A 17,700-nucleotide genomic window follows, 5' to 3' on the forward strand; every position below is an offset into this window, starting at 1 on the left:
TTTTTTATAAATTCAAAACAAAATAAATGTATATTAAAATTATTAAGGGGGTTACTTAGTATGTCAAATGTACCAGAAATTTATGGAAGCAGCGTGTTTAATGATTCAACAATGCGTGAACGCCTTCCGAAAGCAACTTATAAGTCCTTGAAAAAAACAATCGAGTTGGGGCTGACTCTTGATGAGTCAGTAGCAGAAGTAGTGGCCAGCGCTATGAAGGATTGGGCTATTGAAAAGGGAGCTACCCACTTTACCCACTGGTTCCATCCAATGACAGGAATCACTGCTGAAAAGCATGACTCTTTCATTTCTCCTACTTCAGACGGAAAGATAATAATGGAGTTTTCAGGCAAGGAACTCACAAAGGGTGAACCTGATGCATCCTCCTTCCCGTCCGGCGGACTCAGAGCTACCTATGAGGCAAGAGGCTATACAGCTTGGGATTGTACTTCACCTGCCTTCGTAAAGGATGGTTCACTTTACATTCCCACAGCCTTCTGCTCCTATACCGGAGAGGTCCTGGACAAGAAGACTCCTCTTCTCCGTTCGATGGAAGCTCTTAACAAGCAGGCCTTAAGAATTCTCAAGGTTTTGGGAAACACCTCTGCTACAAGAGTTACAACTACAGTTGGTCCTGAACAGGAATATTTCCTCATTGACAGAGAACTTTTCAAAAAGCGTAAAGATTTGATCTTCACAGGCAGAACCCTCTTCGGTGTTAAGCCTCCAAAGGGTCAGGAGCTTGAAGACCATTATTTCGGAAACATCAAGGAAAGAGTTTCGGCTTATATGAAGGATCTGGATACAGAACTCTGGAAGCTCGGTATTTCCGCCAAGACAAAGCATAACGAAGTTGCTCCTGCACAGCACGAGCTGGCTCCAATATTCACTACCTCAAATGTTGCTACCGACCACAACCAGTTGACCATGGAGCTGATGCAGAAGGTTGCTTTAAGACATGGCCTGGTATGCCTGCTGCACGAAAAACCCTTCGCAGGTGTAAACGGATCAGGTAAGCACAACAACTGGTCAATGTCAACAAATGACGGACAAAATCTGCTGGAACCCGGCAATACTCCACATGAAAACACCCAGTTCCTTGTATTCCTGGCTGCGGTTGTCAAGTCAGTGGATGATTATCAGGATTTACTCCGTTTGTCGGTTGCCACTGCCGGAAATGATCACAGACTTGGTGCCAACGAAGCTCCTCCTGCTATTGTTTCAATATTCCTGGGCGATCAGTTGTCTGATATCTTCACTCAGTTGGAAAGCGGCAAGGTTAAAGGCAAAATATTCAACAATATACTTGAAACAGGTGTTGCAAGCTTGCCTAAGCTTCCAAAGGATACTACCGACCGTAACAGAACCTCACCTTTTGCCTTCACAGGTAACAAGTTCGAATTCAGAATGCTTGGTTCCTCCGCATCAATTGCCGGCGCCAACTTTGTACTCAATACAATAGTTGCTGAAACCCTGCAGAAATTTGCTGACAAACTGGAAGCTTCAACCGATTTGAATGCTGCTATTGCAACTCTCCTTTCAGAAACTGCAAAGGATCATAAGAGAATTATATTTAACGGAAACGGTTACTCTGAAGAATGGGTTGCTGAAGCTGAAAGCAGAGGCCTGCTCAACATGAAATCTACTGTGGAGTGTATTCCTACCTTCATCAAGGATAAGAATGTAGCTGTATTTGTCAAGCATGGCGTATTAAGCAAATCTGAAATAGAATCAAGATATGAAATACTTCTTGAAAACTATATCAAGACTGTCAATATTGAAGCATTAACCATGCTCAATGTGGCTAAAACTGAAATACTCCCTGCAGCATTTAAGTTCAGCAAGGAATTGTCAGATACCATAAACGCTGTTAAAGCTACCGGAATGTCAGTTGAGGTCGCAGCTCAGTCTTCAGTGCTGAAAGAACTCTCACCTGTTCTCAGTTCCTTTGCATCAAACCTGACTGCATTAAAGAAAACTCTTGATAAAGTTAGCGGCGAGGCTGTCAGTGCATTAAAACAGGCTGAAGCCTTCAGCAAGATAGTTATACCTGCTATGGAAGCTCTGAGAACTGATGCAGATAAGTTGGAAGCAATTCTTCCAAAGGATATTTATCCATTCCCGACTTATGCTGATCTTCTCTTTAATGTTTAATACTAATTAAATAAGAAAGGGCAATGGTGACGCGCCCCCCGCGCGTTCGGTATTATTCCGGCCTGCACCGTTGCCCTTTTAAATAAACGGAGGAAGCCTTCATGAAAAAAATTTCCTACCTAATTGCTTCAGGTGCACTTCTCACATGCACTATTGTTCTTGCAGCAGTTTCAGGATGGAATCTCCTTATATTGGCAATTAATACTGTTTTAATTTTGGGATATTTCATATTTGTTTGGCATATTATGTTAAGTAGCTTTAAGCTACATACCAATAAGATTAAAAAACTAAAAGATGATTTGAGAAACCTGAATTTTGAGGTTCAAGTAACCTCGAGCCAGATTTCATCTGTTTCTGAGAGTATTGCTGTAACAATTGACGAAAATAATGAATTTGCCAAGTATGTATATGATAAAGTCAGAGACATGGCAAATAACAATGATCAGGTTAATTCCAGCATTACAAATACTTTATCCGAAGTGAGAAGTATCATGGAGCTCCTGGATAAAGCCGACGGAATTACTGTTGACATGCTTAACAAAAGCACCATTTCAAAGGATACCGTCAAATTGAGCCTTGAAGAAATATTGCAGATTGTTCAGACTATAGACGGCATACACGAGTCCTCAAACAAAACCCTGTCAAATATGGAAAGACTTCAAAAGACCTCCAGGGAAATTGCCCATATTCTTGAAACAGTCAGCAACATATCAAAACAGACACAGCTTCTCGCACTAAACGCCACAATTGAATCCGCCAGGGCCGGTGAGCATGGCAAGGGTTTTGCCGTAGTGGCTTCCGAAATACATAAGCTGGCAGACGACACAAACAAGTCTGTGGGAGATATAAATTCTTTGATCAAGGGCATTCAAAATGAAGTTGAAAGCGTTTATTCCGTTGTCCGGGAAAATGCCTCCAGGGTAGATGACGGGATTTCTGCGACCAGAAATATAGAAGCAAACCTGGAAAGAATCGATTCATCCTTTAATGACGTGTTCGGCATGATGGACAGCATCAGCCAGCTTTCCAAGCAGGAGGTTCAAATAGCACAGAATGTGGGAGACCAGATACAGGAGGTTGAAGATGTAATAATCCAGACTTCCAAATCCGTTGACGATGTGTGTTCCTCTGTCCATCAGCAAAAGCAGAACATGGAGGATATCTCCTCTTTGGGCACCCGCCTGAATGAAGCCTCCACCTGTCTTGCCAACCTCTTCGCCAATGAAACCGAAGCTCTGGAGACTGTTGGAAATGAAGCCCCGGAAAAGGCCCGGAATTCTCTGAGCATTATAAAAGAAGAGTTGTGCACAAGGTCGGAAATAATCAACACAAAGGATTCCGGTATTCATGAAGCCATTTTAAACGAATTTATGGAAAAGTACGGTTTTGTTGAAGCAGCCTGGACAAATGACCGCAAGGGCAGATTTATCTGTTCAATTCCCAAGGCAGGTATAGCCAATGCCAACATCCGGGAATGGTTTAAGCACAGTATCGGCGGCGAAGATTTCATATCCTCCATATATATTTCCGCCATAACCAGAAATCCCTGCGTTACCGTATCCTCTCCAATCAAAAACAGCTCGGGAGAAATTGTTGGTGTGGTTGGTATAGATATAAGCATCAAATAGCATTAATTTAAACGAAGTAAACAACAGTGAATAATTTATAGCTTGACCTGCAGTAATTTATGCACTAAAATCCTCCAAACTTCATATACTGAATAGAGTAAAAAGATTGCACGGATACATTGTTGAAACGCTTTTTACCTGATCGAATGGGACAATGGTGTCTGGCCGGTATTTATCCTTTATTGGCCTGATTATGTTATTTGTCCTTTTGTTTTGATTATTAATTCAGTATCAGATTTTGGAGGAAGTTTTATGTGCTCAATTCTCGGATTAATTAATTTTAAAGATTCAACTTCTGAAATTACCCAGTCAGTTTTAAATGAAATGAGGAAAACAACCGCCCACAGGGGCCCTGATCAAAATGGCTTCTTTCGAACCGACTGCGTCTGCTTTGCACATAACAGGCTTGCAGTAATCGACGTAGAAAACGGATTGCAGCCAATGTCCGCTGTTTTTGAAGGAAAAAGCTATACCATTGTTTACAACGGTGAAATATATAATGCCGATGAACTGCGCAAGGAGCTGATTTCCTCCGGAGTGAATTTCACTACTCACTGCGATACCGAAGTTGTGCTGTATTCGTACATAATCTGGGGACAGAGCTGCTCTGAAAAGCTTAATGGAATATATGCCTTTGCAGTTTATGATGATGATAATAAGAGAGTCTATTTGTCAAGGGATAGAATGGGAGTAAAACCCTTTTTCTATACCCGGCTTGACAATACCCTGATTTTTTCCTCGGAAGTCAAAGCTATTTTAAAACATCCTAAAATAAAAGCCGAGCTGGATAACGAAGGCATCTGGCAAATGCTTTTTCTTTCTCCCATGCGGCCATCCGACAACGGCATCTTCAAGAATATATATGAGATTGCTCCCGGCCATCACGGCGTTTATGATATAGATGGCTTGAAGCTGCACAGTTACTGGTCCTTGGAGGCATATGAGCTGGAGGACGGCGAGGAAACTGTTCTCGAAAAAACAAAGTTTCTTCTGACGGATGCCATAAAACGACAGCTTGTATCGGATGTGCCTCTTTGTACTTTTTTATCCGGAGGCCTTGACTCCTCCGTAGTTACCGCCGTGGCTAAAAAAGACAAGAAAAACGGTGCTTCTCTTTCCACCTATTCCTTTGAATACGAAGGCAATCAGCAGCATTTTGAGGCTTCCAGCTTCCAGCCTGAAAGCGACGATGCATATGCCGTGTGGCTGGCAAACTATCTTAAGACCAACCACACCGTACTTACTGCGGGACAGGAGGATATAGCATTTTTGCTCAATGACGCCGTAAGGTACAGGGATTATCCCGGAATGGCGGATATTGACTCTTCTCTTCTTTACTACTGCCGGGAAGTGAAAAAACGCCACACGGTTGCTCTCAGCGGAGAGTGCTCAGATGAAATCTTTGGGGGCTATCCCTGGTTTTACAGGCCTGAAATGCTGAACAGGGACTTTTTCCCCTGGATTCATGACCCGGAATCCAGAGTATTCCTGTTCAAGCCTGATTTTGCAAAGCCGAAGGAAGGGTTTGAATTTGTAAGGCAGATGTATCTGGACAGTAAAAATGCCTGCCCGCTGGTCCCAGGTGACACAGAGGAAATGAAGACCAGCAGGATTGCCACCTGGCTGTCGGTGAACTGGTTCATGACTTCCCTGCTGGAACGGAAAGACAGGATGTCTATGGCCAGCGGCCTTGAGGTGAGAGTACCCTTCTCCGACCACAGAATTTTGGAATACGTCTATAATGTACCCTGGAATATCAAGTTCAAGCACAAGGTTGAAAAAGCCCTTCTGAGAAATGCCATGGCAGAGTACCTGCCTGACAAGATTCTCAACAGGAAAAAGAGCCCCTATCCCAAGACTCACAATCCTGAATATGAAAAAATTGTTACCCGGCTGTTTGAGGAGGTATTTTCCGACAGCAAATCCAGGCTCAGGGATATTCTACACCAGGATGCCCTGACACTGCTGCGCTCAGGCAGCAACATTACCTGGTTCGGACAATTGATGGGGCGCCCGCAGTTGATAGCCTGGCTGCTGCAGTTGGAATACTGGTTCAAGGAGTATGATATAAGGCTGGTGTAGGTTTTTAGCCTGCAGTCGGCCGGCTTGGCTTGGTTTCTGGTTTGTATAAGCCTGCTGAGACCAAAGCTCAGACCAGACAGGAGAAAATCTGAGAGTAATTGAAAAGAGCAAAAGCACCAGTCTTACGATGCTTTTGCTCTTTATAAAAAAGTAAATATTTCTAAAAGTTTACCGCTGCTCCTCCTCAATGGGTAAATCCGCATTTTGTACAAGTACCCGTTATAGGTGTGCATGTTTCATCTATTCCTCACCCTATACTTTCACCCCATGAAATTAAGCCAGATTGATAGGTAGAATGAGCAAATATATATTGCGTAGCTACTACAGTCAAACTAATTATAATTGACAATATAGTTATTAATCTATTTTTCAATCTTTTTCTACCTCACTTTTCATTTTTTCTAATTCACTTTCCAAAGCCTTAAGTCCATAGGCTTCTGGCAATATTGTGGCCGAATTGGGGAATTCAACTTTATAGTCCTTTAGCAAAGCCTCCCTAAGATTTGAATCAGCATTCTCTGCTCTGATGTTAAGAAATTCTCTAAACTGTCCAACCTGTTTAACGGCATAGCTCTCCTTTGCTACATCCACCACTCTGATTACACAAGTATTAACGCCTAAAATCCAGAATGTATTAACTGCTTCTTCTGCCTTTTTCATGAACAGGATTAGTTTATCATCATTTTTAAACAGCGGGTAATCCTTAATTGTATATTTTGAATTCCCATCCTGAAGCAAATATATTTCTTCCGGATTATCAATTTGATTATTTTTATATACTTTCTCCAGTTTAGCTTTAAATAGTGTCTTCTCAGCCGGTTCATCCATTTCCTCTAACCATTCGGTAATTTTTATCTCGGCTACAAGGTCTGCCTTTTTATATACCTTTTCAAGATCGTAAGCATTCACACTTGCAGACATTTCACCTTTCTGGCCAACTTGATGGGGCGTATTTTTAACCGCTACAGTATTCTGATTACTGCAGCCACCAAGCATAAGAGCTATAGAAATTAAGCCAATGATAAATATCTTTCTCATCAGGATTCCTCCATATATGTAATTATTTTACATAATATTAGTTCACTATGTCAAACATGAGAGACGTGGAACATAATCCACCTCCAGACAAATACGTATTCTTTGAATTCTCTCTTTTCTATAGCCACTATAAACAACTTTGCATTGAGTTATATTTATGCAATTTAAGGTAAATACCTCTTGATTACTCTATTGGTAAATGCTATCCTATACATAGATAATCTATGTATAGGATAGCACATTGATATATCCGTATAGGAGGATGTAAATGAAGATTAACAAGGAACTTATGAAGGGTAGCACATCAATACTTATCCTTACCCTGTTGGAGAACGAGAACATGTATGGCTACCAGATGGCGCAGGCACTGAAAAAGAAATCAGAGAATGTTTTTGATTTGAAGGAAGGCACCCTATACCCCATGCTGCATGGACTGGAGAATGAAGGCGCTGTTGAGTCCTACTGGTCTGAAGCCGAAAATGGTAAGCGCAGAAAGTATTACAAAATAACTAAAGAAGGAAGAAAACTGTTAAAGCATAAAAAAAATGAGTGGAATACCTATGCTAAGGCAGTAAATTCTATAATTGGAGGGACTTGCTTTGAATAAAAAAATAATTACTTTTCTTGATGATGTATGCATTCATATAAAATGCAAAGCGGTACACAAGGATATCCGCGATGAACTCACTAACCATATTTACGAGCTGAAAGAAGAATATGCCAACAGGTCGCCGGATGAGGAAAAAGCTCTTGAAATGGCAATATCCGCCATGGGTAACTGTGATGAACTGGGAAGCCGGCTTAATAAACAACACAAGCCGGAAACAGAATGGTCTCTTATTGGGCTGACCGCTATTATTGCAGTGATTGGCGGGATTATCATGTATATGAGCAGTATGTTTGATTCATTACAGGCTGTAAGTTTTGAAAGGTATTTATTTTTCGCGGTTATTGGTATGGGTGTATTGGCAGGACTCTACTTTTTTGACTACACAAAACTTAAGAAGCTGGCGTTTCCAATATATTTAATTACTTTCATATTACTGCTTTTTACTCTATATAAAGGGGCTACCTTCAACGGTAGAAGTTTTTTGACCATAGGTGGGATTTCCGTATCCTCTGATTATGTACCAATAATGTTTTTGGCTGCCATTACAGGATTTATGGAAAAAGGCCGTGGTAAAGGAGGTATGGCTGTTGCAGGCATACTTTCACTGGCGCTTATTTCTTTAATCCCCGTAATCGCTTTACCCAACTTAACAGTAGCATTTGTTCTGATGATTTGCTATGCTGTTTTGATTATATCCTCAGTCATCAAAAACCATTTTGGCGGTTATAGAAAACTTCAACTGGCTTCTTTGGGAGGCATAGGTATTTTATTCATTTCTATCATAACTTTTGGTATTATATCTGAACCATATAGACTTGAGCGTATATCCTCCTTTATAACACGAGGACAGTCTGACCCTTCCGGAGCAGGCTGGCAACAAGTAATGGCCGATAAATGGCTTTCAGCATCAACCTTGTTTGGCAAAAGTGCCGAGACAGTCAATGGATATAGTATAGACAGGGGCATGCCCGGCCTCACTACAAACTACGTACTTATAAATGTTATTGCCACACTTGGCTGGGTGGTCGGGATTGCATTGGTCCTGGCAATAGCTGTGTTTATTGGGAGAATGTTTGTGACAACCAGAAAAATTAAAAATGCTTATGGCTTTTATCTGTCACTGGGTGCCTGCACGATTTTATCGGCACAGTTTGCAATCAGCGTCTTAATCAACTTTAATCTGCTTCCTTTGACGGATATCAGTCTGCCATTTGTCTCATATGGTGGAGTGGGATATATTGCAAACATGGCTCTTGTGGGTATAATCCTGTCTGTATGGCGGAGAAATAATTTAATAAGCGGATCGCATAAAAAAATTTCCCAGAGCAAAAACAGGTTCATCAGCTTTGAAGATGGAAAACTTATTATTAGTTTCAAATAGCTCAGCAGGAGATATGCTTACCGCCTGAAAACCAAGACTGTACCCGCCACTTATAGCCGTGAGGTACATTTTCCCCGCCTCGTTACAGTATAACCAGGTTGGTTCGAATCTTTCCAAATACATTCTGATACATTTTTTGAGAGATTTGAGCCAACCAACTATAATCCTTAAAGTTCACCCTGTCAAACATGAGAGACATGGAACATAATCCACATTATAAGCCATCTCATTATGTAAATATGCAGTATTGGTTGGCTCCGCCTATTGCAAGGTATATTCTTATTTGTTGTCATAGCCGGGGGATGCAGTTAATTCTAACAATGCATCTCACTTAGTCAAAAAAAACCACACCCATAAATATCAGATTTTAATGTCTAACATTTATGGTGCAGTCAATTTCAGTAGCATTTACGGTTTCAATATTTATTTAAATGTGGAAATATATTAATATTATTCAATGCTTACTCCGGCACTTGCATAGCCAACTACAGTGTTGACCAGAGATACTCCGGCTGCCTCGGCATAAAATACCAGCAGTAATCGTGTCTGTGCAGTTACAGGTATTGCTAATCCAGTGGTAATACCGCTTGCAATAGCACCTACGGAAACCAATCCGGTGAGTGTCGGTGTTAAAGTAACAATTGCCGGCAGTGGTGAAAAGATGTTATTAGGTGTAGCTGATGCAAATAATTGTGCCCTGATAGTTATGGTTGAACCAATTAACCCCAGTGCCGCAGTAGTGCTGAAAAAAGCAGATACTGAAGTGATAAATCCATCTCGAGGAACAGAAAATGCAAAATTTGTAAGTGTTCCTGCTGCATTAGTAAGATCAATTGTTGAACCAAGAACTGTAAGACCCGGTGCAGAATTTCCAAATCCTATAAAAGACGGTATACCTACCAAACCGCCTAAAATAGTAGTCATATTAATAGGGATCCCTGATGCAAATGGTATAATAGCACCACCACCTGCTCCTGTAGCTCCTGTTGCTCCGGTGGCTCCTGTAGCTCCTGTGGCTCCAGCTTCTCCGGCTGCTCCTGTTGCTCCTGTTGCTCCTGTTGCTCCTGTGGCTCCTGTGGCTCCTGTGGCTCCTGTGGCTCCTGCTTCTCCGGTTGCTCCTGTTGCTCCTGTTGCTCCGGTGGCTCCGGCTTCTCCGGCTGCTCCGGTTGCTCCTGTAGCTCCTGTGGCTCCTGTAGCTCCGGTTGCTCCTGCTTCTCCGGTGGCTCCTGTAGCTCCTGTAGCTCCTGTGACTCCAGCTTCTCCGGTTGCTCCTGTAGCTCCAGTTGCTCCTGTGGCTCCTGCTTCCCCGGCTGCTCCGGTTGCTCCAGTTGCTCCTGTGGCTCCTGTGGCTCCTGTGGCTCCTGCTTCTCCGGCTGCTCCGGTTGCTCCTGTGGCTCCTGCTTCTCCTGTTGCTCCGGTTGCTCCCGTTGCTCCTGTGGCTCCTGTGGCTCCCGTTGCTCCGCCTCCTGGGCCTGTTGCTCCGGTTGCTCCCGTTGCTCCTGCTTCTCCGGTTGCTCCGGTTGCCCCTGTTGCTCCAGTTGCTCCAGTTGCTCCAGCTTCGCCCGTTGCTCCGGTTGCCCCTGTTGCTCCGGTTGCTCCTGCTTCGCCCGTTGCTCCGGTTGCCCCTGTTGCTCCCGTTGCTCCGCCTCCTGGGCCGGTTGCTCCTGTTGCTCCGGTTGCTCCGGTTGCTCCTGCTTCGCCCGTTGCTCCGGTTGCTCCCGTTGCTCCCGTTGCTCCCGTTGCTCCGCCTCCTGGGCCGGTTGCTCCAGTTGCTCCTGTGGCTCCGGTTGCTCCAGTTGCTCCAGTTGCTCCTGTGGCTCCTGTGGCTCCGCCTCCTGGGCCGGTTGCTCCTGTGGCTCCCGTTGCTCCGGTTGCTCCTGCTTCGCCCGTTGCTCCGGTTGCTCCGGTTGCTCCTGCTTCGCCCGTTGCTCCGGTTGCTCCGGTTGCTCCCGTTGCTCCCGTTGCTCCCGTTGCTCCGCCTCCTGGGCCGGTTGCTGCAGTTGCTCCTGTGGCTCCTGTGGCTCCTGTGGCTCCTGTGGCTCCTGTGGCTCCGCCTCCATTAAATTCAAGAATATTTCTCATTTTTGAATTTAATGAAAATTGGTTCTGTGCCACGCTGTCAAGTACATCTCTAACACTGTCATTTACAGCAAGAACATCATTAACAGTTGCAGCAGGTCCACTTATCCCTGGAATCGTACCAAGAACATATTGTATTTTTTCTCCTTCTGCATTAACTATATGGCTTAATCCAAGTTCTTCCATAGCTATGGAAGTCAGGATAAGATTTACTGCCTCATCCCTTGTGATTGCAGGACTTAGATTCGGAAAACTCGGTTGTGACATGATTTTAAATACCTCCTACGGTTACATAATAATATAATACATTTATATATTATGTAGATTAGTGCTCAGTTGTTCTTGATTACATAATGGTATAAATATATTCTCGATACCTATTTGTAATCCTTATATATGGATATCGCATGTTTAAAATCTTCAAATGCCTCGTCTTTTTTTCCCGTTTTTTCATGGCACATGCCAATATAATACCAGGCTTTATAACTTCCACAACCAACTAATGTTAAGTACTTATAATTTTGCTCTCCTAATTTGAGACAATGTTGAAAAATAGTTATGGCATCTTCATACATCTTTTTTTCATAAAAAATAAGTCCTTTATAAAAATGAAGATCCACATAATCCGGATATAATTCTATAGCCTTTTCAATTCCAGGCCATGCGCTATCATAGTTACTGCTAATTATTAAAATATCATATTTTAATTTATATGCTATGGCAGGAGGTATTTGTTTATTATTCAAAAATCCCCATATAGCTGCATTAACCTGATTAAATGCCATTTCATATTTCCCGGCACGGTAGTATTCACTGGCAATATGATAGTCAACCCACGGATTATCTTCAGCTTTTGCTTTAACCTTCTGAAGTATCTGAATATTTCTTTCACTCTTTTTTTTCCCTTCATTAACTTCATCCAAATAACCATAATGGTATATTTGAGCAATTTGAAGCATATCTTTTTTATAGTCCGGAGTAAACCCCTTAATATCTGGATATTCGTGGATATCACCAACAAACTTATAACCTTTATTATTTCTAAATAGCCTATGGGAACAAAAAGTATAAGCTCTGCCCGCATCAACAGGGAAATTACCATAATAGCTTACAATAGGAACTGCTAAAGCATCTTTTTCATATAAACGAAGTATATTTAAAAACAGCTCCATATCTTCTATTTTCATCTCCTCATCCGCATCCAACCACAGTATCCATTCACCTTTTGCCTTTTTTATTCCATAATTCCTTGCATCAGCAAAACTATCCCTCCAAATATAATCAAAAACTTTAGCGCCAAAGGATATACATATTTCCTTGGTACTATCACTAGAACCTGTATCGACTATGATTATTTCATCAACAGCCCTATATATACTTTGTAAACAGTTTTCAAGCCAGCGTTCTTCATCTTTTACTATCATGCACAATGATATAGATGGATGTTCTTCCATAAGTCAACCTTTCTCAATGCTTTAATCAGTTAATTAGTTTCTTTCTATTACAGTGTATGAATAATTCTAATGAAATGTATCTATCGAACATGCTCCCAATTCTCTTTGCATGAATATAATAATGAAGTATTAATATATAATGGAAGTGAACTAAATATATGATTACAGTAAGTCTATGCATGATCGTCAAAAATGAAGAGCAGGTTTTGGCACGCTGCCTTGATTCAATTTCCAGTGAAGTAGATGAAATCATTATAATGGATACAGGTTCCAGCGACGAAACAAAATCTATAGCCCGTCGGTATACCAACATGATTTATGATTTTGAATGGATAGATGACTTTGCCGCCGCACGCAATGCAGCCTTTGCCAAGGCAAATATGGATTATATTCTTTGGATGGATGCAGATGATGTATTTGAAGCTGATCAATTAAATAAATTCGCAGAATTGAAAAAAAGTCTTAATCCGGATGTAGATTCGGTTTCGATGAATTACATTCTTTCATCCGATGAATATGGTAACATACAATTTAAAGTAAGACGAAACCGTCTCGTAAAAAGAGCTAACAACTTTAGATGGATTGGTGCAGTTCACGAATATCTTGAGGTGTATGGAAATACCCTTCAAAGCGATATTTCGGTGACTCATAAAAGCCTTTCTCATGATGGAGACAGAAATCTGAATATATATGAAAAACGTTTAGCACGGGGAGAAGAATTTTCGCCCAGAGATCTGTATTACTTTGCAAACGAACTGTTTGACCATAGGATGTATCCACGGGCAATTAACCTCTATGAACAATTTTTATCCGGCGATAAGGGATGGGTAGAAGATAATATTTCAAGCTGCTCGAAGTTGGCAGATTGTTACCATTATATGGAAAATTATGAATCTGAACTTCAATCCGTTTTGAGATCTTTCCGTTACAGCAGTCCTCGCCCGGAATTTTGCTGCAGACTCGGGTATTATTTTTTACAAAAAAACAATGTGCTTTCAGCTACTTTTTGGTATAAAACAGCAGTGCAAGAGCAATCTGAGGAAACCTGGTTCAGCAATCCTACATATTCCACATGGCTCCCACACCTTCAACTATGTGTATGCTATGATCGAATTGGAAATCATAAGCTGGCATACCTTCATAGCGAAGTTGCTCGCCAATATCGTCCTGATGACCAAAGAATATTATCCTGCCAGCAATATTTAAAATCAATTCTGAACAGCAATGAACAGCAATGATATTTAACAGAAAGAATTACAAAACGCAGTGAAGCTGATAACACTGCGTTTTATTAATTTGTAGTATTTTTTAATCAACTTTCGCACTTAATTAATAGCAATTTCCTGTAGTTTTAATACGGCGGCTACAAAAGAAATTCAGATTTGATTGTTTTTATCCTCACTAACTAATCTATCTTCTTTTACTTCTCATTTTTACAATCAGCTTATATATTTTACAATGTTACTTCTAAAATAACAATGTTAGCCTGTACTGGTGTAAAACCATAGCCCACCGTTTCTCCTGTAACATTGACCAGTGTCAGGATAGACGGTGTTTCTCCCACAGTAATCAATGCGCTGCCATTCACCTGAGTGGAAACTATTGGTGCTGAACCTAATATTCCCCCAATGCCATTCAACTCCAAAGCAAATGAAATTGATGTGGAAGGAGGACATGCACCCTCAATGGCAATCCACCACGTCACGAAATAATTTCCGACAGCCGATATTGTAAATTCACCTGTTAATGGATTGTAGTCTATATTGGGACTTTGGTCATTAAGCAAAGTATCAAAAATAACATTATCCCCGTTATTTACAGTTCCTCCGCCATTTGCCAAAAGCTGTGCCTGAATTCCTCTTAACTGTGTTGTTGCTCCTGTAGCTCCTGTTGGGCCTGCTGCCCCGGTAGCTCCCGTTGCCCCTGCGGGGCCTGCTGCCCCGGTGACTCCCGTTGCTCCTGCCGGGCCTGCTGCTCCTGTAGCTCCTGCCGGGCCTGCTGCTCCTGTAGCTCCTGCCGGGCCTGCTGCCCCGGTAGCTCCCGTTGCCCCTGCGGGGCCTGCTGCTCCTGTAGCTCCCGCTGCTCCTGCCGGGCCTGCTGCTCCGGTGACTCCCGTTGCTCCTGCCGGGCCTGCTGCTCCGGTGGCTCCCGTTGCTCCTGCCGGACCTGCTGCTCCGGTGGCTCCCGTTGCTCCTGCCGGACCTGCTGCTCCGGTGGCTCCCGTTGCTCCTGCCGGACCTGCTGCTCCGGTGGCTCCCGTTGCTCCGGTGGCTCCCGTTGGACCTGTTATACCATTTGCGCCTAGAAATTGACGTGTATTTCTCATCTTTGTATTTAAAGATAATTGATTCTGTGTAATACTATCCAGCACATCACGAACACTTTCATTGACATTCAGTATATCACTGACTGTTGACTGTGGACCGGTTATTCCGGGAATTGTTCCAAGGACATACTGTATTTTTTCTCCCTCTGCATTAATAATATGGCTTAATCCAAGTTCTTCCATAGCTATGGAAGTTAGTATAAAATTCACTGCTTCATCCCTTGTAATCGCTGGACTCACAGTTGGGAAACTTGGTTGAGACATGGTCAAAACCTCCTTTATATGAATATTAGTAAAATTAATTAAATATTTGCCTGCACTTTATAAATATCCAAGTATTTTAATCCAACAATAACCTTATCTTTTTTTATAGTTCCTAATATAAAAACAAACTATGACAAACCACTTATAGGTATTTTGTTCAGGTATGTCATCAAACTTATCTTATGCAATTTGTGTGATAACAAGATGCGCTGAAACAGGCCTTGTTCCGCCAGCAAGAGGTGTAATGGTCAGTGCAGGAGTGTTGCCAGCAGGATTACGTACAGTAAGTATTGAATTGACTACGGCTGTATTTACAAGAGCCATACCTACTATCTGAGAAGTACCCGTTGCTCTACCAACTACTGTATAATCAAGGTCAGTGCCATTAAGTGTTAATATAAGTTGGCCTGCTTCTGTCACACTAACCTGAAACAGTATCTGATAAGTACCAATTTCAGATAAGTTAAATGTGCTGGGTCCAGTACGAGTAATAACATCACCACTAGTAGGTCCATCTTGCGGAAAACTTACATCCGCACCTGGAGCAACTGTAGCTGCATTGTCTGGAGGCATCAGTGCGAAAAAATCCGCAAAGCTTAATATCCCACCAGGGGTTCCTGTTGGTCCGGTGGCTCCGGCTGGGCCTGTTGCTCCCGTTGCTCCCGCTGGGCCTGCTGCTCCCGTTGCTCCGGCTGGACCTGTTGCTCCTGTGGCTCCCGCTTCTCCCGCTGGGCCTGTTGCTCCTGTTGCTCCCGCTGGACCTGTTGCTCCTGTGGCTCCCGCTTCTCCCGCTGGGCCTGTTGCTCCCGCTGGACCTGCTGCTCCCGTTGCTCCGGCTGGACCTGTTGCTCCTGTGGCTCCCGCTTCTCCCGCTGGGCCTGTTGCTCCTGTGGCTCCCGCTGGACCTGTTGCTCCTGTGGCTCCCGCTGGGCCGGTTGCTCCGGTCGCTCCCGCTTCTCCCGCTTCTCCCGCTTCTCCCGCTGGTCCTGTTGCTCCCGTTGCTCCTGCTTCGCCCGTTGCTCCCGTTACTCCCGCTGGTCCTGTTGCTCCCGTTGCTCCCGCTGGGCCCGCTGGTCCCGTTGCTCCCGTTGCTCCCGCTGGGCCCGCTGGTCCCGTTGCTCCCTCTGGGCCGGTTGCTCCTGTGGCTCCTGCTTCGCCCGTTGCTCCCGTTGCTCCGGTGGCTCCTGTGGCTCCTGTTGCTCCGGCTTCTCCTGTTGCTCCGGTGGCTCCGGTGGCCCCTGTTGCTCCGGCTTCTCCTGTTGCTCCGGTGGCTCCGGTGGCCCCTGTTGCTCCCGTTGCTCCGGTGGCTCCTGTGGCTCCCGTTGCTCCGGCTTCTCCTGTTGCTCCGGTGGCTCCGGTGGCCCCTGTTGCTCCGGCTTCTCCTGTTGCTCCGGTGGCTCCGGTTGCTCCTGTTGCTCCGGTGGCTCCTGTTGCTCCGGTTGCTCCTGTTGCTCCGGTTGCTCCTGTTGCTCCTGATTGCCCCCGTACATTTCTCATCTTGACATTTAATGATAGTTGATTCTGCGCGATACTATCAAGTACATCACGAACACTTTCATTGACAGCAAGAACATCACTCACTGTTGACTGAGGTCCACTTATTCCTGGAATTGTACCAAGAACATATTGTATTTTTTCTCCTTCTGCATTAATTACATGGCTTAGTCCAAGTTCCTCCATCGCTATGGAAGTCAATATTAAATTTATCGCTTCATCTCTTGTAATCGCTGGACTTATATTCGGAAAACTTGGTTGGGACATAGTCAAAACCTCCATTAATGTTTACATAACTTTTTATTATACTTTACATATTATGATTAATAATGCTTTATTGTTCTGCCAGATACTTAGTACATGTTTTTTATGTTAATATTCCTTTCAAACTATGTAGGAAGAAGTTCTTTAAGATTATATGGAAAAGAAAAGAAACGAAACTAGCCGGCTTTTATGATACCAGTTATTATGAATCAAACGACATTGCTTAGATTTGGCAATCTGTATTTGGTGAACCCGAATAGACATAACCTATACGGTATTTTGGTTACCGTAGCCACCAAACATAAGGACTATAGAAATTAAGCCAGTGATAAATAATATTTTCAAAAGACTTCCTCAATATAGGAGAAATTAAATAATCTCCTTCTGATAATAAACCAATGTCAGTTTATCATTAATTTTTTCTGTTTTACCGGTAAATATATATCCTGCCTTTTCATATACATGCCTGTTGTAAGGCATATCCTCCAGCGTTTCCAAACACCATTTTTTTGCGTTGGGAAACTTTTCTTCCGAAAACCTGATGACTGCCTGCCCGATACCCATACCTTGATATTTCGGTAATATATTGATGATATGGAGATAGTAATATTCCATTTCATCCATTTTTCTTATACTTATGGAGCCAACCCATATGTCTTTTAGCAGGATTTTAAAAAAATCTTCATTTTCAATCTGCCATTTTATACGTTCCAGGCTGGCCATAGCAGGACTTGTTTCATAATCCTGATATCGTTCCAGGTGAGGCAAAAAACAAATTTTTTGAATTTCCAGAAGCCTTTCCGCATCACTTGGTTCAGCTTTTAATAAACTAATGTTCATCATATTCCACCTTCTGACGTATAAATTGGATTAAAATTTGAAACTGTCTTGATGACCTAAATAGGGAAAACGTGCTATGACTGGGA

The 17,700-nt window shown here is 42.9% G+C and carries 12 protein-coding genes; 6 read left to right on the forward strand and 6 right to left on the reverse strand.

The annotated features are described in order from the left end of the window. Nucleotides 1-60 precede the first annotated feature (60 nt). The 3 genes from CLHUN_RS19785 (at nt 61) to asnB (ending at nt 5,864) form a co-directional block, all read left to right on the forward strand. Complete coding sequence (locus CLHUN_RS19785) at nt 61-2,154, forward strand: glutamine synthetase III family protein (protein WP_080066423.1); 2,094 nt, start codon at nt 61-63, stop codon at nt 2,152-2,154. Between the two features lie 101 nt (nt 2,155-2,255). Continuing rightward, nucleotides 2,256-3,782, forward strand: a complete 1,527-nt coding sequence (locus tag CLHUN_RS19790; RefSeq protein ID WP_080066424.1) for a methyl-accepting chemotaxis protein — start codon at nt 2,256-2,258, stop codon at nt 3,780-3,782. 252 nt (nt 3,783-4,034) lie between these two features. Next, nucleotides 4,035-5,864 carry an asparagine synthase (glutamine-hydrolyzing) gene (gene asnB / locus CLHUN_RS19795; protein WP_080066425.1) on the forward strand — a complete coding sequence of 610 codons (1,830 nt, stop codon included), beginning with the start codon at nt 4,035-4,037 and terminating at the stop codon, nt 5,862-5,864. A 369-nt stretch (nt 5,865-6,233) separates the two neighbouring features. Here the strand turns inward: asnB and CLHUN_RS19800 are convergent, their stop codons facing one another. Continuing rightward, entirely contained in the window at nt 6,234-6,902 is a 669-nt protein-coding gene (locus CLHUN_RS19800; protein ID WP_080066426.1) for a hypothetical protein, read from the reverse strand. A 268-nt stretch (nt 6,903-7,170) separates the two neighbouring features. Here CLHUN_RS19800 and CLHUN_RS19805 point away from each other — a divergent pair, with 268 nt between their 5' ends. Next, nucleotides 7,171-7,509 carry a PadR family transcriptional regulator gene (locus CLHUN_RS19805; RefSeq protein WP_080066427.1) on the forward strand — a complete coding sequence of 113 codons (339 nt, stop codon included), beginning with the start codon at nt 7,171-7,173 and terminating at the stop codon, nt 7,507-7,509. After that, nucleotides 7,502-8,893, forward strand: coding sequence for an FtsW/RodA/SpoVE family cell cycle protein (locus tag CLHUN_RS19810; protein ID WP_080066428.1), 1,392 nt, complete (start codon nt 7,502-7,504; stop codon nt 8,891-8,893). Before CLHUN_RS19805 ends, CLHUN_RS19810 begins: the two co-directional genes overlap by 8 nt. A 450-nt stretch (nt 8,894-9,343) precedes the next feature. On the opposite strand, the gene CLHUN_RS19815 is transcribed toward CLHUN_RS19810, so the two are convergent. Both CLHUN_RS19815 and CLHUN_RS19820 read right to left on the reverse strand, forming a co-directional pair. After that, entirely contained in the window at nt 9,344-11,239 is a 1,896-nt protein-coding gene (locus CLHUN_RS19815) for an exosporium glycoprotein BclB-related protein (protein ID WP_080066429.1), read from the reverse strand. Between the two features lie 110 nt (nt 11,240-11,349). Beyond that, on the reverse strand, nt 11,350-12,426 hold the full coding sequence (locus CLHUN_RS19820) for a glycosyltransferase (RefSeq protein WP_080066430.1): 1,077 nt from the start codon (nt 12,424-12,426) through the stop codon (nt 11,350-11,352). 158 nt (nt 12,427-12,584) lie between these two features. On the opposite strand from CLHUN_RS19820, the gene CLHUN_RS19825 reads away from it, so the two are divergent. Then, nucleotides 12,585-13,664 carry a tetratricopeptide repeat-containing glycosyltransferase gene (locus CLHUN_RS19825; protein WP_080066431.1) on the forward strand — a complete coding sequence of 360 codons (1,080 nt, stop codon included), beginning with the start codon at nt 12,585-12,587 and terminating at the stop codon, nt 13,662-13,664. 215 nt (nt 13,665-13,879) lie between these two features. Here CLHUN_RS19825 and CLHUN_RS21910 read toward each other — a convergent pair whose 3' ends face one another. The 3 genes from CLHUN_RS21910 to CLHUN_RS19840 all read right to left on the reverse strand — a co-directional run bounded on the left by CLHUN_RS21910 (nt 13,880) and on the right by CLHUN_RS19840 (nt 17,617). Further along, nucleotides 13,880-15,016, reverse strand: coding sequence for an alpha-helical endospore appendage domain-containing protein (locus CLHUN_RS21910; RefSeq protein ID WP_080066432.1), 1,137 nt, complete (start codon nt 15,014-15,016; stop codon nt 13,880-13,882). 180 nt (nt 15,017-15,196) lie between these two features. Then, a complete protein-coding gene (locus tag CLHUN_RS19835; protein ID WP_080066433.1) occupies nt 15,197-16,777 on the reverse strand; it encodes an alpha-helical endospore appendage domain-containing protein in 1,581 nt (526 codons plus the stop codon). Nucleotides 16,778-17,143: 366 nt separating this feature from the next. Next, nucleotides 17,144-17,617: a GNAT family N-acetyltransferase gene (locus tag CLHUN_RS19840; protein ID WP_080066434.1), complete on the reverse strand. Its 474-nt coding sequence runs from the start codon at nt 17,615-17,617 to the stop codon at nt 17,144-17,146. Between the last annotated feature and the right edge of the window lie 83 nt (nt 17,618-17,700).

The sequence above is a fragment of the Ruminiclostridium hungatei genome (assembly GCF_002051585.1).
GTDB classification, from domain to species: Bacteria; Bacillota; Clostridia; order Acetivibrionales; family DSM-1351; genus Ruminiclostridium; species Ruminiclostridium hungatei.